This window comes from Stenotrophomonas sp. VV52 (assembly GCF_002893095.1).
GTDB lineage: Bacteria > Pseudomonadota > Gammaproteobacteria > Xanthomonadales > Xanthomonadaceae > Stenotrophomonas > Stenotrophomonas aracearum.
This window is the reverse complement of record NZ_PKQQ01000002.1, coordinates 185,709-201,496: the sequence shown is the minus strand read 5'-3', so window position 1 is coordinate 201,496 and position 15,788 is coordinate 185,709. Positions and strand designations below refer to the sequence as shown.

The following is a 15,788-nucleotide window of genomic DNA, read 5'->3' as shown; positions in this document are numbered from 1 at the left end:
ATCGAATGAGGGAAAGGGGACGGATTGTACCGGCCGGGGCTGGACAAAATCAAGCCGACCGGCTACCCGCCCCTTGTGAATCAGTCAGTTGCCGTTGCCGTCCGGGGTCAGCAGGGCCTGGATCAGGCCGGCGTGGCGGACTTTCTGCGACTCACGGCGCAGGCGGCTGGCCGTGAAGATGGCGCACAGCTCGTCCACGGCGGTCTCGAATACCTCGTTGACGATGACGTAGTCGAAGTCGTTGAAGTGCAGCATTTCCTCGCGGGCGGCCGCCAGGCGCTGGGCGATCACCGCCTCGCTGTCCTGCCCGCGCTTGCGCATGCGGTCCTGCAGGGCCTGCTTGGACGGCGGCAGGATGAACACCGTGACCGTGCCCGGGACCGTCTGGCGGACCTGCTGGGCGCCCTGCCAGTCGATCTCCAGCAGCACGTCCTGGCCGGCGGCCAGCTGCGGTTCCACCGACTGCCGGGCGGTGCCCTTCCAGTCGCCATGGACCCAGGCGTGCTCGAAGAAGTCGCCGGCGGCGATCATCCGTTCGAACTCTTCGGCACTGACGAAGTGGTAGTGCTCGCCATTCACCTCGCGCGGGCGGGTTGCGCGCGAGGTGAACGAGATCGACAGGGCGATCTGCGGGTCGCGCGCCAGGGTGGCGTTGACGATGCTGCTCTTGCCGGCCCCGGAGGGCGCGGCCACGATGTACAGGGTGCCACGCGCCGGCGCGGCGCTGGGGGTGGGCTGGCTGCTCATTCGATGTTCTGCACCTGTTCGCGGATCTGGTCGATGAGCACCTTCAGCTCGACGGCGGCGTTGGAGGTGCGACTGTCCACCGACTTGGAGCCCAGCGTGTTGGCTTCGCGGTTGAACTCCTGCAGCAGGAAGTCCAGGCGGCGGCCGACCGGCTCGCGCTGCCTGAGCACGCGGCGGATCTCCACGATGTGGCTGCGCAGGCGGTCCAGCTCTTCGTCCACGTCCAGCTTCTGCAGCCACAGCACCAGTTCCTGCTCGGCGCGGCCGGGGTCGACCGGGTGCGGCAGGTCGGCCAGGCGCGCGGCCAGCTTGGTGCGCTGGCCGTCGCGGATCAGCGGGATCAGGGTGGTGACCTCGGCGGCGATGCGCTCGATCGCGTCAACCCGCTCGCTGATCGCGGTGGCCAGCTTGTCGCCTTCGCGTTCGCGCGCGGCCACGAAGCCGTCCAGCACCTGCTCAAGCAGCGACAGGGCCTCGGCCTGCAGGGCGGCGGCGTCGGTGGCCTCGCCCTGGGTCACGCCCGGCAGCTGCAGCAGGTCGGTGAAGCTGACCTGCAGGTTGGGGAAGTCGGAGGTCAGCCGGTGCGCCAGCGCGCCCAGCTGGCCCAGCAGGACCTCGTTGACCTGCAGGCTGGCGCCGCTTTCCGGCGCGCGCAGGCGCATCACCAGGTCCAGCTTGCCACGGCTCAGCCGTGCGGCGATCCGCTCGCGCAGCTGCGGTTCCAGCGCGCGCAGCTCTTCAGGCAGGCGCGTGCCGACCTCGAGGAAGCGGTGGTTGACCGAGCGCAGCTCGCACCCCAGCGTGCCCCAGGGGGTCGCCCGCTCGCCGCCGGCGTAGGCGGTCATGCTTCGAATCATTCGGGGTTTCCGATGCTCTCAAAGGGGGAATGGTACCCTAGCGGCCTTCTTCGAGCCTCCTCGCCTGCCGGTTCCCGGCCGGGCGCGGAACCGCATCCCCCGTCTTACCGGAAGCCATCCATGTCCGATCCCCGTCCCAGCGGCCGCCAGGCCGACCAGCTGCGCGAAGTGCGCATCGAACGCGCCTTCACCCGCCACGCCGAAGGCTCGGTGCTGGTCAGCTTCGGTGAAACCCGCGTGCTGTGCACCGCCAGCGTGGAAAACCGCGTGCCCGGCTTCCTGCGCGGCAAGGGCGAAGGCTGGGTCACCGCCGAGTACGGCATGCTGCCGCGCTCCACCCACACCCGCAACGACCGCGAAGCGGCGCGTGGCAAGCAGGGCGGCCGCACCCTGGAGATCCAGCGCCTGATCGGCCGCACCCTGCGCGCCTGCATCGACCGTGGCGCGCTGGGCGAACGCACCATCACCCTGGACTGCGACGTGCTGCAGGCCGATGGCGGCACCCGCACCGCCGCCATCACCGGTGCCTACGTGGCGCTGGTGGACGCGGTGAACTTCCTGCTCAAGCGCGGCGACATCAAGCGCAACCCGATCTTCGGCGCGGTGGCCGCGGTGTCGGTCGGCGTGTACCGCGGCACCCCGGTGCTGGACCTGGACTACGCCGAAGACAGCGACTGCGACACCGACATGAACGTGGTGATGAACGACGGCGGCGGCTTCATCGAGCTGCAGGGCACCGCCGAAGGCCACGCGTTCCGTCGCGACGAGCTGGACGCGCTGCTGGCGCTGGCCGAAAAGGGCATCAACGACCTGTTCGCGGCGCAGCAGGCCGCGCTGGCGCAGCCGTGACCCGGCGGCTGGCCCTGGCCACCCTCGTGGTGGCCGATTACGACGAGGCGATCGCCTGGTACACGGGCAAACTCGGCTTCCACCTGATCGAGGACATCGACCAGGGCAGCAAGCGCTGGGTGGTGGTCGGCCCGACCGACGGCAGCGCCGCGGCGCTGCTGCTGGCGCGCGCCAGCACCGACGAGCAGCGCAGCCGGGTCGGCAACCAGACCGGCGGCCGGGTCGGCTTCTTCCTCAACACCGACGACTTCCACCGCGACCATGCCGCGATGACCGCGCGTGGCGTGGAATTCCTTGAAGCCCCGCGCGAAGAGTCGTACGCCACGGTCGCGGTGTTCCGCGACCTGTACGGCAACACGTGGGACCTGCTGGAGCCCAAGCGATGAAACTGGTACTGGCCAGCGGCAACGCCGGCAAACTGAAGGAACTGCAGGCGATGCTGGCCGGCCTGCCGCTGGAGATCGTGGCGCAGGCCGAACTCGGCGTGGGCGACGTGCCGGAGACTGGCCTGACCTTCGTCGAGAACGCGCTGATCAAGGCGCGGCATGCCTGTGCCAGCACCGGCCTGCCGGCGCTGGCCGACGACTCGGGCCTGATCGTCGACGCGCTGGACGGCGCGCCCGGCCTGTACAGCGCGCGCTATGCGGGCAGCCCGACCGATGACGCGGCCAACAACGCCAAGCTGCTCGAGGCGATGCGCGACGTTCCCGCCGGCAGCCGCACCGCGCGCTTCTACGCGGTGATCGTGCTGCTGCGCCACGCCAACGACCCGCAGCCGCTGATCTGCGAAGGAAGCTGGGAAGGCGAGATCCTCGACGAGCTGCGCGGCAGCCACGGCTTCGGCTACAACCCGCTGTTCCTGGACACGGTGCTGGGCCAGACTGCGGCGGAAATGGCGCCGGACGTGAAGAATGCGATGAGCCATCGCGGCAAGGCGCTGCAGGTGTTGAAGCAGAAATTGTCGGTTATTTATTGATCCGTGCCGGGCAGAGCCCGGCACTACGCATTGCGAGGAGCCGGCCAGCGGCCGGCACTACCCAGATGTCTGAAGAACATTGCAACCACCTGCCGGGCGAATCCTGCGACCACGACCATGGCGTGTCGCTGGTGCCGCCGCCGCTGTCGCTGTACGTGCACCTGCCGTGGTGCGTGCGCAAATGCCCGTACTGCGATTTCAATTCGCACCAGGCCAAGGGCGAGCTGCCGTTCGAGGCGTATGTCGATGCGCTGATCCGCGACCTCGACCAGGACCTGCCGCTGGTCTGGGGCCGGGTGGTGAACAGCGTGTTCTTCGGCGGCGGCACGCCCAGCCTGTTCCCGCCCGAGGCGATCGACCGCTTCCTGCAGGCGGCGTCGGCACGCCTGCGCTTCGCGCCGAACCTGGAAGTGACCCTGGAAACCAACCCGGGCACGGCCGAGCATGGCCGCTTCGACCGCTACCGCGCGGCCGGGGTGAACCGGATCAGCTTCGGCATCCAGACCTTCAACGACGCCGCGCTGCAGCGACTGGGGCGGATCCACGACAGCGGCGAAGCCGAGCGCGCGGTGAAGCTGGCCCAGGACGCGGGCTACGACAACTTCAACATCGACCTGATGTACGCGCTGCCGGAGCAGACCCTGGCCCAGGCCGAGCATGACCTGGAACGCGCGTTCGCCCTGCAGCCCACCCACCTGTCGCACTACCAGCTCACCCTGGAGCCGAACACGGTGTTCTTCGCGCGGCCGCCGCAGGGCATTCCCGACGACGACGCGGCCTGGGACATGCAGGAGCACTGCCAGCGCCTGCTGGCCGAGGCCGGTTACGCGCAGTACGAGGTCAGCGCCTATGCGCGCCCCGGCCGGCAGAGCCAGCACAACCTGAACTACTGGCGCTTCGGCGACTACCTGGGCATCGGCGCCGGTGCCCACGGCAAGATCAGCAGCGGCGCCGGGCAGAACGTGCTGCGGCGCTGGAAGCACAAGCATCCGCAGACCTTCATGGACACCGCCGGTACGGCCGCCTCGCTGGGTGGCGACGAGGTGATCGACGCCGGGCGCCTGCCATTCGAGTACATGCTCAACCTGCTGCGCCTGCACGAAGGCTTTTCGCTGCGCGATTTCGAGTCGCGCACCGGCCTGGAGCGGGCGCGGATCGCCGCGCCGGTGCAGGTGGCGGTCGAGCGGGGCTGGTTGACGGTGGACGGCGACCGGGTGCAGCCCACCGAGCTGGGCCGGCGCTTCACCAACGATGTGGTGGAACTGTTCCTGTAGGGAGATCCCTTCTGGCGGGGACCTTGGGAAACCGGTAGATTCTGTGCTCTCAGGGGAGCCGGAACCTACAACGGATGTCAGCGTCCGCACCTTCATCACAGCCCGACCTGACCCGGTTCGCCGGCGTCAACGCGCCGCCGCGCGTGCGCCACCTGCTGGCCGCGCTGCACGCGCTGGCCGAGAAGACCCTGGGCACCCCGCTCAAACTGACCATCGTCGAGCTGGAGCGCGAGCTGTTCCGCGACGCCGAGCGTGCCCGCAACAGCCAGATCCAGGCCGACATCTACGCACAGACCCGGCGCCTGCACGAGATCAACGCGCAGTTCGCGCCGCGCTTCCTGGACGCGCTGGGCACGGTGCTGGCCAACCTGCGCGAACCGCGCGTGCGCCATGTGCCGGCGCCGACCCAGCCGGTCTCGGCCACTACCCTGACCCTGGTCACCGATACCGACATCGACCGCGACATCGTGCTGGCCGACATCGTCCGGCGCGAGTCGCAACGCTCGGCCGGGGCGCTTCAGCTGCTCGGGCAGCGCTTTGGCGTGCTCGCGGCGGGGCCGGCCTTCGACGTGGAAGACCTGCCGTTCGGGCCCAACGTGCTGTGCCGGATCGCGCGCGACCTGGGCGAGGAGTTCGCGCTCGGGCTGGAAACCCAGCTGGCGCTGTACCGGGTGTTCGACCGGCAGTTGATCGAGCGCCTGGGCGAGCTGCTGGAACGCGCCAACATCCTGCTGACCCACGAGGGCGTGCTGCCCGGCCTGGTCTACACCCCGTACCTGGCCCGGTCGGCCACCACCCGGCGCATCGTCACCGGGCCGGAGCGCGGCGCGGGCAACAACGCGGCCGGCGGCGCTGCCAACCGCCCGGTCACCGGCTGGAGCGGGTCGGCCGGCGCGGGCAGCTGGGCGGCGATGACCAGCGAGGCGATCGGCCCGGTCGCCGCGCCCGCCTCCACCGCGACCCCGCCGCCGCTACCCGACATGGGCACGCCGGGGCCGGGCGCGGACATGAACGCGCCAGCGCTGTCGGCCCTGCATCACCTGCTGGACGCGGCCCGCCACACCCAAGGCGCGACCGGACTTGCGGCCGCCGCTGCGGCGACCGGCACAGGCCACCCTGTCGGCGCGCCGGGTCCGGGCGGGGCGGCTGACGCGGCCGATGCTCCTGCCGACTCGAGCCGCTTGCCACCGGTGGCGGTGGACAGCAGCGCGGTGCATGCCACGCTGGCCAAGCTGCAGGCGCAGGCCGCGGGGGTCCGCCGCAGCATGGCCGACCTGCACGACGCGCTGCTGGCGCAGATGCGCGCCGAGCACGGCCCGCAGGCCAGCCTGACGGTGAAAGACACCGACACCTTCGACCTGCTGGACATGCTGTACGGGCAGATCCACCGCGAGGTGCGCCCGGATGCGGCGGCGGCGGACCTGCTGACCCGGCTGCAGGTGCCGGTGGCCCGTGCGGCGCTGTCCGACCCGGCGTTCTTCGTGCGCGACCAGCACCCGGCGCGCGAACTGCTCAATGCGGTGGCCGAAGCCGGGGCGAACTGGCTGGGCGAGGACGACGTCGATCCGCAGCTGGTGCAGAAGCTGGACCGTGCGGTGGACAAGGTGGTCACCGACTACGAAGGCGACTCGGCGGTCTTCGATGCGGCCAATGAAGAGATCCAGCAGCACTTCCGCGCGCTGGCGCACAAGGCCGAGCTGGCCGAGCGCCGGCATGTGGAAGCGGCACGCGGCAAGGAACGGCTGGAGTCGGCCAAGCAGCAGGCGGGTGCGAGCATCGAACAGCTGTGCGCGCAGGCGGCACCGCCGCGCTTCGTGCAGTCGCTGCTGAAGCAGGCCTGGTCGGACGTCCTGACCCTGACCCTGCTGCGCAACGGCGAAGGCTCGGAGCAGTGGCACGCGCGCGAGAAGGAAACGGCGCGCATCGCCGAGGTCACCTGCCAGCCGCCAGGCAGCGCCGAAAGCGATGCCGAACTGGGCCAGCAGGTGGAATCGGCGCTGCTGCAGGTGGGTTACCACCAGGACGAGGCGTCGGCGATCGCGCGGCGCCTGTCGACCCCGGGGGGCGAGGACGAGGCGAGCTCGCGCACCGAGCTCACCGCGCGCATCCGTGCGCGCTCGCGGCTGGGCGAGCAGGCCGAAGGCACCGAGGCCCGGCGCGAGGCGCCGCTGGCGCGCAGCCCGGCCGAGGAGGACTACTACCGCCAGCTGCGCACGCTTCCGTTCGGTACGTGGTTCGAGTTCACCACCAACCAGCAGGGCGACATGCGTCGCCAGCGGCTGTCCTGGTACAGCCTGATCACCGACAACGCGCTGTTCGTGAATCCGCGCGGGCAGAAGGTGGCCGAGCATTCGCTGGACAGCCTGGCCCGGTTGATGGCGCACGGGCAGGCGCGGCTGGTCAGCGAAGGCAAGAGCCGCCTGATCGACCGGGCGTGGCAGGCGACCCTGCGCACGCTGCGTTCGCTGGCCGGCACGTCGACCCCTGCGGAGTCTGAAGCATGAACGACGACACCCGCCGCGCGCCGCGCCGCAACGTCAACGACCAGGTGCCGGTGACGGACACGCTGGCCGAGGCCGTGATCGGGCGGCTGGGCAACATTTCCGAGACGGGCATGCTGATGCTGTGCTCGGTGCCGATGAACGAGGATGCGCTGTACCAGATGCGCTTTGCCATTCCCGGGGCGAATGGCCAGCCGCAGATCCTGGACGTGGGCGTGCACCTGCTGTGGAACGAGCCCAGCCATGTGACCGGGCAGAGCTGGGCCGGCTTCCGCTTCCTGACCCTCAGCCGGGAGCACAAGGAGCAGCTGCGGGCGTGGATCGCCGAGGAATCTTCGGCGGTCTGAGTGCCGGTTCCGGCACAGCACGCGCTGGCCGATTGCGGCAGAATCAGGGGCTGCATTCCGCACTGCCTGATGAGCCCCCGCGATGAACCAGTCCGACTTTGCTGCCCTGTATTCCCAGCACGTGCGCGTGCTCTGCCAACGCGCCGACGAGGCGCTGGCGCGTGGGGGGTTCGATCATCTGGTGATTCCGAGCGGGACGCTGCATTACCAGGCGTTCGACGATCGCGACTATCCGTATGCGGTGAATCCGAACTTCAAGGCGTGGCTGCCGCTGACGAAGGTGCCCAACAGCTGGGTGGTGTACACGCCGGGGCAGCGGCCGAAGGTCATCTTCCACCAGCCGTTCGATTACTGGCACGTGGTGCCGGACGCGCCCAACGGCTGGTGGGTGGCGCATTTCGACATCGAGATCATCCGCACGGCGGACGAGGCGCTGGCGTTGCTGCCGCGCGATGCGTCGCGCTGCGCGATCCTGGGTGAACCGCAGAGCGCACTGGGCGGGTTCGTGCCGAACAAACCGGAGCCGGTGATCCATTACCTGGACTGGCACCGGGCGTACAAGACGCCGTACGAGATCGCGCTGATGCGCGAGGCGCAGCGGCTGGGTGTGCGTGGGCACCGTGCGGCGGAGGTGGCGTTCCGTGCAGGGGCGAGCGAGTTCGAGATCCACATGGCGTACTGCCGTGCGGTGGGCCAGGACGCCAATGAGCTGCCGTACGGCAACATCATCGGGTTGAACGAGCATGCGGCGGTGCTGCATTACACGGACCTGGGGCGTACGCCGCCGCAGCCGCTGCGCAGTTTCCTGATCGATGCAGGCGCGAGCGCGTTCGGTTACGCGAGCGACATCACGCGTACGTATGCGGCGGGTGGCCACGATGAGTTCCAGGCGATGATCGAGGCGGTCGACGCGGCGCAGCAGCAGATGGGCGCGGGCGTGCGCGCGGGGGTGGACTACAAGCAGCTGCACGTGGACGCGCACCTGTCGTTGATGGGCATCCTGAAGGACTTCGGGGTGCTGAAGGTGTCACCGGAAGCGGCGCTGGCGACGGGGGTGAGCGCGGCGTTCTTCCCGCACGGCCTGGGCCATCTGATCGGGCTGCAGGTGCACGATGTGGCGGGCTTTGCGGCGAGCGACAAGGGCGGCCGGGTGGAGCGTCCGGAGGGTCATCCGTACCTGCGCCTGACCCGTTCGCTGGAGCCGGGCATGGTGGTGACGATCGAGCCGGGTGTGTACTTCATCGACATGCTGCTGGACGAGGTGAAGCAGCGCGGCCATGCCGACAGCATCGACTGGAACCGCGTGGACTTCTTCCGCCCGTACGGCGGTATCCGCATCGAAGACGAGGTGCTGTGCACCGAGGGCGATGCAGACAACCTGACGCGCCCGGAGTTTGCGAAGGCGTAACGGCATTCGACGCCATCCGGTAGAGCCGGGCCCTGCCCGGCTGCTGTTGGATTCAGGCGAAAAGCCGCAGGTGCACTGTTTCCCTGGCTTGGGCCGCCCGGTGCCGGTTTGCGGGGTCGCCGCAAGTACGTCCCTGTAGGCTACGCGGACGCCATCCATGGCGCCGAGTCCCCCGCAAACCGACCCCGGTCGACCCTTTGGCAGTGCGTCGGTGGCCAAGGGAAACGCGGGTGTCGGCCGTTGGCCGACCCTGCCATGCGGATGTTTTTCATGCGTTACCGAACGCGGGTGATTTCACGGCGGTCGTTTGGGAACCGACCCTACCCAAGTGGGTCCATCGCAAGGTCCCGCACCCACATCGCAATGCCGCGCACCGCGTAGGGACACGCCATGCGTGTCTGATTTCCCCACCGCACACGACCATGTATGGGGGCGGCCGCCGGGTAGCCCCCGGAGGGACGCTAGAAAACATGGATGTTTTCTAGCAGCCTACATGGACGTATTCACGGCGTGTCCCGGAGCGGGGCTGCCCGGCGGCCGCCCCTGCACGTATGAATTGAAACGCTGCCGTTGGCGCAATGCAGAGAGCAGCCGGGCAGAGCCCAGCTCTACGAGCGCTGCATTTCTGCTTCAATCTCGTCGGCGCTTCGCGCCAACCCCGCCGTCAACACGTGGTGGCCGTCATCGGTAATCACCACATCGTCTTCGGTACGGATGCCGATGCCGCGCCAGCGGGCTTCCACGCTGGTGTCGTCTGCGCCGATGTAGAGGCCTGGCTCGATGGTGAAGGCCATGCCGACTTCGAGCATGCGGGAGTCGCCGGCGAGGCGGTAGTCGCCTACGTCGTGCACGTCCAGGCCGAGCCAGTGGCCGGTCTTGTGGCGGTAGAAGCGCTGATAGTGGCCTTCGGCGATGTTGTCTTCCAGCGTGCCCTTGAGCAGGCCGAGCCGCAGCAGGCCTTCGGTGAGGGTCTGCACGGCGGCCAGGTGGCCGGCTTCGTAGGCGACGCCGGGTCGCGCCTGGGCCAATGCGGCCGCCTGCGCTGCGCCGACCAGGTCGTGCAGTGCGCGCTGCTCGGCGCTGAAGCGGCCGTTGACCGGGAAGGTGCGGGTGATGTCGCTGGCGTAACCACGGTACTCGGCGCCGGCGTCGATCAGGACCAGTTCGCCGTCGCGGCTGCGCGCGTTGTTGGCGCGGTAATGCAGGATGCAGCCGTTGCTGCCGGTGCCGACGATGCTGCCGTACGCCGCCCACGCGTCGTTGGCGCGGAACACGCGTTCCAGGTCGGCCTGCAGTTCGTACTCGTGGATGCCCGGTCGCGCTGCATGCATCGCGGCGCGGTGCGCCTGCACGGTGATGTCGGCGGCGCGCTGCATCAGTGCGATTTCCGCGTCGGACTTGAACAGCCGCTGTTCGTGCAGCAGGTGGCCCAGTTCCAGGAACTCGTGCGGCGGTTGCGCGCCGTGGCGTACCTGCGAGCGCACGCGGTTCACCCAGCCGATCAACTTGAGGTCGAACTCGGCGTCGCGACCGAAGTGGTAGTACACCCGCGAGCGGCCCTCGAGCAGGCCCGGCAGGATGTCGTCCAGGTCGTCGATCGGGTAGGCATCGTCCATGCCGTACTGCGCCACCGCGCCTTCCTGGCCGGCGCGGGCACCGTCCCAGGCTTCGCGCTCGGCGTCGCGCTCGCGGCAGAACAGGATCACTTCGCCGTGGCGGCGGCCCGGGATCAGCACCAGCACCGCGTCCGGTTCCGGGAACCCGCTCAGGTACCAGAAGTCCGAGTCCTGCCGGAACGGGTAATGCGTGTCCAGGCTGCGCACCCGCTCGGAGGCGGCCGGCAGCACCAGGATGGCGTCATCGCCGGCCATCTCCATCAGCTGCTGGCGGCGGCCGAAGTACTCGGCGGCGGAAATGCCGGTCAACGCGTGGATGTCCATCTCAGTTCAGGCGCTGCCGGTGGCGCGCGGCCATCACGCAGTCGCCGTGCAGCAGCAGTGCCGCCACGCGGATGAACTCTTCGATCTCGGCCAGCGCGTCTTCGTCGTCGTCGTTGCCGCTTTCGAAGTCCTCGCTGGAGGCCTGGGCCAGCTTGGCCAGGTCGGTGAGCGCTTCTTCGCCTTCTTCGGAGAGGGTCGGCCGCTTGCTGCCCGACCCCAGGCCGAAACCGCCGAGGAACGCGCGCGCCCAAGTGAACAGCGCGTCGGCCTGCGCGGCGGTGTCCTCGCTGTCGGTCAGCAGCAGCTCGAAGGCGAAGTCGCGGTCTTCCAGCTGCGCCACGCTGGCAACGCGGAGCTGGTCGAGCGCATCGCCGTCGACCGGCGTAGGCGCGTTGTCGTCGGCCAGCACCCGCGCCGGCCATTCGCGCACGGGTGCGCCGCCGGCCGACAGCCAGCCGCACAGGCCGCCGTGCAGCTCGGCTGCATTGGCACCCAGGCCGGCCGCCTGGCTGGCCTGGTTCACGTCGTTGACACTCGGAAGTTCGGTCATTTCAAGGCTCGATCTGGTGGGGCGCCGGGACAGCCGGCGACCCCGGGGTGGCAGCGCCACAGTGTATCAATCCGCCGGTGTTCATTATTCGCTTGACCGGCTCCAGTCCCCTTGCCTATCGTGCCGGACATGGAACCTTCCGATGCCATCGCCCAGTTGCAGGCCTTTGCCGCCCGGGTAGAGGCGTTGCTGGAGCGCAACCAGCGCCTGGCCGAGGAGAACCGCAGCCTGCGCCACCAGCAGGAGACGCTGGTCAACGAGCGCTCGCAGCTGCTGGCCAAGAACGAGCAGGCCCGCTCCCGGGTGGAAGCGATGATCACCCGGCTCAAATCGCTGGAGCAGCACACATGAGCCAGAACGAACCGGTCAGCGTCCGCATCCTGGACCGCGAGTACACGGTGGGCGTGGGCGCGGACGAACGCGAAAGCCTGACCGCCGCCGCGCGCCTGCTCGATGCCAAGATGCGCGAGATCCGCGGCAGCAACCGCATGGCTGCGGTCGACCGCATCGCGGTGCTGGCCGCGCTCAACCTGGCCCATGAACTGCAGCAGCTGCGGGATGACCACGCGCGCCAGGCGGTGGCCCTGCAGCAGACGCTTGCCGATCTGAACAGGCGCCTGGACCGCGCCATCGACGGCGCGTGATCCGTCCTTCATTGTTCTGAATTGGCCTGTAATCCAACCGACGAACGGGGTATCCGATTTCGGCGCGTTGGCTATAATGGCCTCGCGTTCTCTGCTGTGAACGACGGCGTGTGCAAACATTCGCCTTGTCCCTTAATTACGACCACGGGTGCGCGACGGCGCCGGGAGTGCAGGTCCGCCTTGTAGCGGGAAGCCCGAAGGAGTCCCAGCGTACCCACTTGAACCCCGGGTTCAAGGTCGTTTCGCACGCATCGTCACCGCGGAGAATGCAGTATTCCTGCAAGAGCGACGTTCCATCGGGACGTCGCTCTTGTTTTATCCGGCCCCAACGGACCCAGGCATGACCGACCCGCGCTCCGCACTGCGCCAGCAGCTGCGCCAACGCCGCCGAGACATTCCCGCCGCGCAGCGCCTGGCCGCCGCCGAACAGCTCGCCGATGCCCTGCTTGCCCTGCCCTTCGCGCCCACCCATGGCCACGTGGCCGGGTACTGGGCGCTGGATGGCGAGATCGCCCTGCACCGCTGGCAGATGCGCCTGCCCGACAGCGTGCGCTACTGCCTGCCGGTGCTGGACGGCGACACGCTGCGCTTCGCGCCGTGGCGCCCGGGCCAGCCGCTGACCGCCAACCGCTTCGGCATTCCCGAACCCGACATTGCCATTGCCGACACGCTGGCGCCGGCGCAGATGACGCTGGTGGCCGCGCCGTTGGTAGGCTTCGACACGCTGTGCCGGCGGCTCGGCATGGGAGGCGGCTGGTATGATCGCAGCTTCGCATTCCGCCAGCAGCGCCCGGCCCCGCCGTGGCTGGTGGGCGTCGGTTTTTCGGTGCAGCAGGTCGACGACCTGCCGGTGCAGCCGTGGGACGTCGGCGTGGATGCGATCTGTACCGACGCTGCCACCCATTTCCCCGTACCGAACGATCCCGAATGACCGCACGCAAGCGCTACTGGCTGATGAAGTCCGAACCGGACGCCTTTTCCATCGACGACCTCAAGCGCGTGGGCCAGGAACCCTGGAACGGCGTGCGCAACTACCAGGCGCGCAACTTCATGCGCGACGGCATGAAGGTCGGCGACGGCATCCTGTTCTACCACTCCAACACCAAGGTGCCCGGCATCGTCGGGCTGGCCACGGTCGCGACCGAAGCGTACCCGGACGACACCCAGTTCGATCCGAAATCCGACTACTACGACCCCAAGGCCACCCGCGAAACGCCGCGCTGGCTGCTGGTGGACGTGGCTTTCGAGCGCAAGCTGCGCGACACCATTTCGCTGGACGAGATCAAGCTGCATGCCGACGCCCTGGGCGAAGGCTTCGCGCTTACCGCGCGCGGCAACCGCCTCTCGATCATCCCGGTGACCGCCGCGCAGTGGAAGCTGCTGCTGTCGCTCGAAAAGCACTGACCCCTTTCCCGTACGAGTTTCCCGCCATGTCCGAAGCCAAACGCCTCGCCGCAGAGAAAGCCCTGGAATACGTCGAAGACGGCATGATCGTCGGGGTCGGCACCGGCTCCACCGTTGCCTACTTCATCGACGGCCTGGCCCGCATCCAGCACCGCATCAAGGCCACCGTGTCCAGCTCCGAGCAGAGCACCGCGCGCCTGCGCCAGCACGGCATCGAGGTGATGGAACTGAACCACACCGGCAACCTGTCGCTGTACGTCGACGGCGCCGACGAGTGCGACGGCAACAAGTGCCTGATCAAGGGCGGCGGCGCCGCACTGACCCGCGAGAAGATCATCGCCGAGGCCAGCGAGCGCTTCGTGTGCATCGTCGACCCGAGCAAGCAGGTGCCGGTACTGGGCCGCTTCCCGCTGCCGGTGGAAGTGATTCCGATGGGACGCAGCCTGGTCGCACGCCGGATCATGGACATGACCGGCGGCCAGCCGGCCTGGCGCGAAGGCGTCATCACCGACAACGGCAACCAGATCCTGGACATCCACCACCTGCAGATCACCGACCCGGTGGCGCTGGAACGCGAACTCAACCAGCTGCCCGGCGTGGTCTGCGTGGGCCTGTTCGCGCGCCGCCCGGCCGACGTGGTGATTGTTGGCGGCGAACCGCCGAAGGTGTTCTGATAACCCCCGCCGGCACGCCCGTGCCGGCTCCTGCCCGAGGGTCTGCCCATGCGCTTGATGCGCCTGCTGTTGCCGTTGCTGTTGCTGCTTACCTTGTCCGGCTGCGCCAGCACCGGCGCAAGCCATTGGGTGGAACTGGGCGGTGCCCGTTACCAGGTCGAACTGGCCACCACTGACGAATCGCGCGCACGAGGGCTGATGTTCCGCGACGAGATGCCGGCCGACCACGGCATGCTGTTCCTGCACGAGCGCCAGGAGCTGCAGGCGTACTGGATGAAGAACACCAAAATCGCGCTGGACATCCTGTATTTCGATGACCAGCGCCGCCTGGTCAGCCAGCAGCGCGACGTGCCGCCGTGTTCGGCCGGCGACCGCTGCCCGCCCTACCCCAGCAGCGGCCCGGCCCGCTACGTGCTGGAGCTCAATGCCGGCCAGGCCGAGAAACTGGGCCTGCAGGACGGGGCCCAGCTCACCTTCGGCCCCGGCATCGCCGACCAGCCCTGAACGCCCTGCGGTGGCGGCGCTGTTTTCACGCCGCACTGCTTGAATCGCACCGCGTTTGTCGCCAGTCTGTGTCCATGCAGGGGCACATGACATTGCCGGCGTGGGACTCCCTGGCCGAACTGGACGACGAGGCGCTGCCGCTGTTGCCCACGGCCCTGCTGATCGCGCGCGACGAGTACCCCGACCTGGACCCGCAGGTCTACGACGCGCTGGTGCAGAGCCACGCCGACCACCTGCGCAGCGAGGTGGACACCATCGCGCACTGGCCGCTCAAGATCGCGGCGGTGAATCGCCATCTGTTCGACGAGCTTGGCTATGGCGGCGACCACGGCGAGTATTACGACCCGCGCAACAGCTACCTCAACCAGGTGTTCGAACGCCGCCTGGGCAATCCGATCTCGCTGGCCATGGTGCAGATGGAAGTGGCACGACGCCTGGGCATTCCGCTGGACGGGGTGTCGTTCCCGGGGCACTTCCTGGTGCGGCTGCCGGTCGATGACGGGATGCTGGTGATGGACCCGTTCAACGGCGGCCGGCCGCTGGACGTGGAAGAGCTGCGCGAACGCGCGCGTTCGCACCTCGGCGGCGAGACGCCGGATGACCAGGTGCTGGCGCAGATCCTGGACGCGGCGCCGGCGCGCGCGATCCTGATGCGCATGCTGCGCAACCTGCACGGGGTGTATGCCGAGCGCAGCGAATGGGACCGCGCCGCGCGCAGTGCCGATCGCCTGCTGAAGCTGGCGCCGGAGCAGGACGACGCCCTGCGCGATCGGGGGCTGGCGTACCTGCAGCTGGATTACGAAGCCGGCGCCCGCCACGACCTGGGGCTGTACCTGCAGCGCAATGGCCAGGCCAATGACGCGCAGTGGGTCCGGGAGAAGCTGATCGAGATGGGTGGCCGGGTACCGCGGTTACATTAGTCGATCTCGACCATTTCGAAATCGTCTTTGGTCACGCCGCAGTCCGGGCAGGTCCAGGTGTCGGGCACGTCTTCCCACGCGGTGCCCGGGGCGATGCCCTCTTCGGGCAGGCCGTCGGCCTCCTTGTAGATGAAGCCGCAGACAACGCACATCCAGGTGCGGAAGGTGGTGGCGGTGGCGTCGGTCATCGGAT

At 68.8% G+C, this 15,788-nt stretch carries 19 protein-coding genes and 1 other RNA gene; 15 read left to right on the top strand and 5 right to left on the bottom strand.

The features are described from left to right. Nucleotides 1-84: 84 nt before the first annotated feature. Together gmk and C2U58_RS06935 are read right to left on the bottom strand one after the other, a co-directional pair. Nucleotides 85-747, bottom strand: coding sequence for a guanylate kinase (gene gmk, locus C2U58_RS06940; protein WP_102945166.1), 663 nt, complete (start codon nt 745-747; stop codon nt 85-87). Further along, a complete protein-coding gene (locus C2U58_RS06935) occupies nt 744-1,604 on the bottom strand; it encodes a YicC/YloC family endoribonuclease (RefSeq protein WP_102945165.1) in 861 nt (286 codons plus the stop codon). Before C2U58_RS06935 ends, gmk begins: the two co-directional genes overlap by 4 nt. A 120-nt stretch (nt 1,605-1,724) precedes the next feature. Between C2U58_RS06935 and rph the strand changes: the two genes are divergently transcribed. The 7 genes from rph to pepQ all read left to right on the top strand — a co-directional run bounded on the left by rph (nt 1,725) and on the right by pepQ (nt 8,959). Continuing rightward, nucleotides 1,725-2,453 (top strand): ribonuclease PH, encoded by a 729-nt coding sequence (gene rph, locus C2U58_RS06930; protein ID WP_102945164.1) that lies wholly within the window; start codon nt 1,725-1,727, stop codon nt 2,451-2,453. After that, a complete protein-coding gene (locus C2U58_RS06925; RefSeq protein ID WP_102945163.1) occupies nt 2,450-2,839 on the top strand; it encodes a VOC family protein in 390 nt (129 codons plus the stop codon). The genes rph and C2U58_RS06925 overlap by 4 nt, the downstream gene beginning before the upstream one ends. Next, entirely contained in the window at nt 2,836-3,429 is a 594-nt protein-coding gene (gene rdgB / locus C2U58_RS06920; protein ID WP_172448094.1) for an RdgB/HAM1 family non-canonical purine NTP pyrophosphatase, read from the top strand. The genes C2U58_RS06925 and rdgB overlap by 4 nt, the downstream gene beginning before the upstream one ends. 65 nt (nt 3,430-3,494) lie before the next feature. After that, a complete protein-coding gene (hemW, locus tag C2U58_RS06915) occupies nt 3,495-4,703 on the top strand; it encodes a radical SAM family heme chaperone HemW (protein WP_253256680.1) in 1,209 nt (402 codons plus the stop codon). 74 nt (nt 4,704-4,777) lie between these two features. Then, nucleotides 4,778-7,207 (top strand): DUF1631 domain-containing protein, encoded by a 2,430-nt coding sequence (locus tag C2U58_RS06910; protein ID WP_102945161.1) that lies wholly within the window; start codon nt 4,778-4,780, stop codon nt 7,205-7,207. Beyond that, nucleotides 7,204-7,551: a PilZ domain-containing protein gene (locus C2U58_RS06905; protein ID WP_102945160.1), complete on the top strand. Its 348-nt coding sequence runs from the start codon at nt 7,204-7,206 to the stop codon at nt 7,549-7,551. The genes C2U58_RS06910 and C2U58_RS06905 overlap by 4 nt, the downstream gene beginning before the upstream one ends. An 82-nt stretch (nt 7,552-7,633) precedes the next feature. Beyond that, on the top strand, nt 7,634-8,959 hold the full coding sequence (gene pepQ / locus C2U58_RS06900) for a Xaa-Pro dipeptidase (RefSeq protein WP_102945159.1): 1,326 nt from the start codon (nt 7,634-7,636) through the stop codon (nt 8,957-8,959). Nucleotides 8,960-9,567: 608 nt separating this feature from the next. On the opposite strand, the gene C2U58_RS06895 is transcribed toward pepQ, so the two are convergent. Together C2U58_RS06895 and C2U58_RS06890 are read right to left on the bottom strand one after the other, a co-directional pair. Then, the gene (locus C2U58_RS06895; protein WP_102945452.1) at nt 9,568-10,893 is read right to left on the bottom strand and encodes an aminopeptidase P N-terminal domain-containing protein; all 1,326 of its coding nucleotides are present in this window, start codon (nt 10,891-10,893) and stop codon (nt 9,568-9,570) included. Between the two features lie 7 nt (nt 10,894-10,900). Beyond that, a complete protein-coding gene (locus C2U58_RS06890; protein ID WP_102945158.1) occupies nt 10,901-11,449 on the bottom strand; it encodes a UPF0149 family protein in 549 nt (182 codons plus the stop codon). A gap of 129 nt (nt 11,450-11,578) precedes the next feature. Between C2U58_RS06890 and C2U58_RS06885 the strand changes: the two genes are divergently transcribed. From C2U58_RS06885 to C2U58_RS06850, 8 genes are all read left to right on the top strand, one after another. Beyond that, a complete protein-coding gene (locus tag C2U58_RS06885; RefSeq protein ID WP_070207332.1) occupies nt 11,579-11,800 on the top strand; it encodes a TIGR02449 family protein in 222 nt (73 codons plus the stop codon). Then, on the top strand, nt 11,797-12,093 hold the full coding sequence (locus C2U58_RS06880; RefSeq protein WP_102945157.1) for a cell division protein ZapA: 297 nt from the start codon (nt 11,797-11,799) through the stop codon (nt 12,091-12,093). The genes C2U58_RS06885 and C2U58_RS06880 overlap by 4 nt, the downstream gene beginning before the upstream one ends. Nucleotides 12,094-12,178: 85 nt before the next feature. Beyond that, a non-coding RNA gene (gene ssrS, locus C2U58_RS06875) (6S RNA) lies at nt 12,179-12,363 on the top strand. A 70-nt stretch (nt 12,364-12,433) separates the two neighbouring features. Next, on the top strand, nt 12,434-13,024 hold the full coding sequence (locus C2U58_RS06870; RefSeq protein WP_102945156.1) for a 5-formyltetrahydrofolate cyclo-ligase: 591 nt from the start codon (nt 12,434-12,436) through the stop codon (nt 13,022-13,024). Further along, the gene (locus C2U58_RS06865; RefSeq protein WP_070207329.1) at nt 13,021-13,497 is read left to right on the top strand and encodes an EVE domain-containing protein; all 477 of its coding nucleotides are present in this window, start codon (nt 13,021-13,023) and stop codon (nt 13,495-13,497) included. The genes C2U58_RS06870 and C2U58_RS06865 overlap by 4 nt, the downstream gene beginning before the upstream one ends. A 26-nt stretch (nt 13,498-13,523) precedes the next feature. After that, the gene (gene rpiA / locus C2U58_RS06860) at nt 13,524-14,171 is read left to right on the top strand and encodes a ribose-5-phosphate isomerase RpiA (protein WP_102945155.1); all 648 of its coding nucleotides are present in this window, start codon (nt 13,524-13,526) and stop codon (nt 14,169-14,171) included. A 48-nt stretch (nt 14,172-14,219) separates the two neighbouring features. Further along, on the top strand, nt 14,220-14,675 hold the full coding sequence (locus C2U58_RS06855) for a DUF192 domain-containing protein (protein WP_102945154.1): 456 nt from the start codon (nt 14,220-14,222) through the stop codon (nt 14,673-14,675). Nucleotides 14,676-14,749: 74 nt separating this feature from the next. After that, nucleotides 14,750-15,595, top strand: coding sequence for a SirB1 family protein (locus C2U58_RS06850; RefSeq protein ID WP_102945153.1), 846 nt, complete (start codon nt 14,750-14,752; stop codon nt 15,593-15,595). On the opposite strand, the gene C2U58_RS06845 is transcribed toward C2U58_RS06850, so the two are convergent. Further along, nucleotides 15,592-15,783: a rubredoxin gene (locus C2U58_RS06845; RefSeq protein WP_070207325.1), complete on the bottom strand. Its 192-nt coding sequence runs from the start codon at nt 15,781-15,783 to the stop codon at nt 15,592-15,594. The two genes, C2U58_RS06850 and C2U58_RS06845, sit on opposite strands and share 4 nt — an antisense overlap. Nucleotides 15,784-15,788: the final 5 nt, after the last annotated feature.

Bases quoted from the DNA above. Each gene is read 5' to 3' on its own strand.
- gmk (WP_102945166.1), bottom strand. From the start codon at position 747: ATGAGCAGCCAGCCCACCCCCAGCGCCGCGCCGGCGCGTGGCACCCTG.
- C2U58_RS06935 (WP_102945165.1), bottom strand. From the start codon at position 1,604: ATGATTCGAAGCATGACCGCCTACGCCGGCGGCGAGCGGGCGACCCCC.
- rph (WP_102945164.1), top strand. From the start codon at position 1,725: ATGTCCGATCCCCGTCCCAGCGGCCGCCAGGCCGACCAGCTGCGCGAA.
- rdgB (WP_172448094.1), top strand. From the start codon at position 2,836: ATGAAACTGGTACTGGCCAGCGGCAACGCCGGCAAACTGAAGGAACTG.
- hemW (WP_253256680.1), top strand. From the start codon at position 3,495: ATGTCTGAAGAACATTGCAACCACCTGCCGGGCGAATCCTGCGACCAC.
- C2U58_RS06910 (WP_102945161.1), top strand. From the start codon at position 4,778: ATGTCAGCGTCCGCACCTTCATCACAGCCCGACCTGACCCGGTTCGCC.
- C2U58_RS06905 (WP_102945160.1), top strand. From the start codon at position 7,204: ATGAACGACGACACCCGCCGCGCGCCGCGCCGCAACGTCAACGACCAG.
- pepQ (WP_102945159.1), top strand. From the start codon at position 7,634: ATGAACCAGTCCGACTTTGCTGCCCTGTATTCCCAGCACGTGCGCGTG.
- C2U58_RS06890 (WP_102945158.1), bottom strand. From the start codon at position 11,449: ATGACCGAACTTCCGAGTGTCAACGACGTGAACCAGGCCAGCCAGGCG.
- C2U58_RS06885 (WP_070207332.1), top strand. From the start codon at position 11,579: ATGGAACCTTCCGATGCCATCGCCCAGTTGCAGGCCTTTGCCGCCCGG.
- C2U58_RS06880 (WP_102945157.1), top strand. From the start codon at position 11,797: ATGAGCCAGAACGAACCGGTCAGCGTCCGCATCCTGGACCGCGAGTAC.
- C2U58_RS06870 (WP_102945156.1), top strand. From the start codon at position 12,434: ATGACCGACCCGCGCTCCGCACTGCGCCAGCAGCTGCGCCAACGCCGC.
- C2U58_RS06865 (WP_070207329.1), top strand. From the start codon at position 13,021: ATGACCGCACGCAAGCGCTACTGGCTGATGAAGTCCGAACCGGACGCC.
- rpiA (WP_102945155.1), top strand. From the start codon at position 13,524: ATGTCCGAAGCCAAACGCCTCGCCGCAGAGAAAGCCCTGGAATACGTC.
- C2U58_RS06855 (WP_102945154.1), top strand. From the start codon at position 14,220: ATGCGCTTGATGCGCCTGCTGTTGCCGTTGCTGTTGCTGCTTACCTTG.
- C2U58_RS06850 (WP_102945153.1), top strand. From the start codon at position 14,750: ATGCAGGGGCACATGACATTGCCGGCGTGGGACTCCCTGGCCGAACTG.
- C2U58_RS06845 (WP_070207325.1), bottom strand. From the start codon at position 15,783: ATGACCGACGCCACCGCCACCACCTTCCGCACCTGGATGTGCGTTGTC.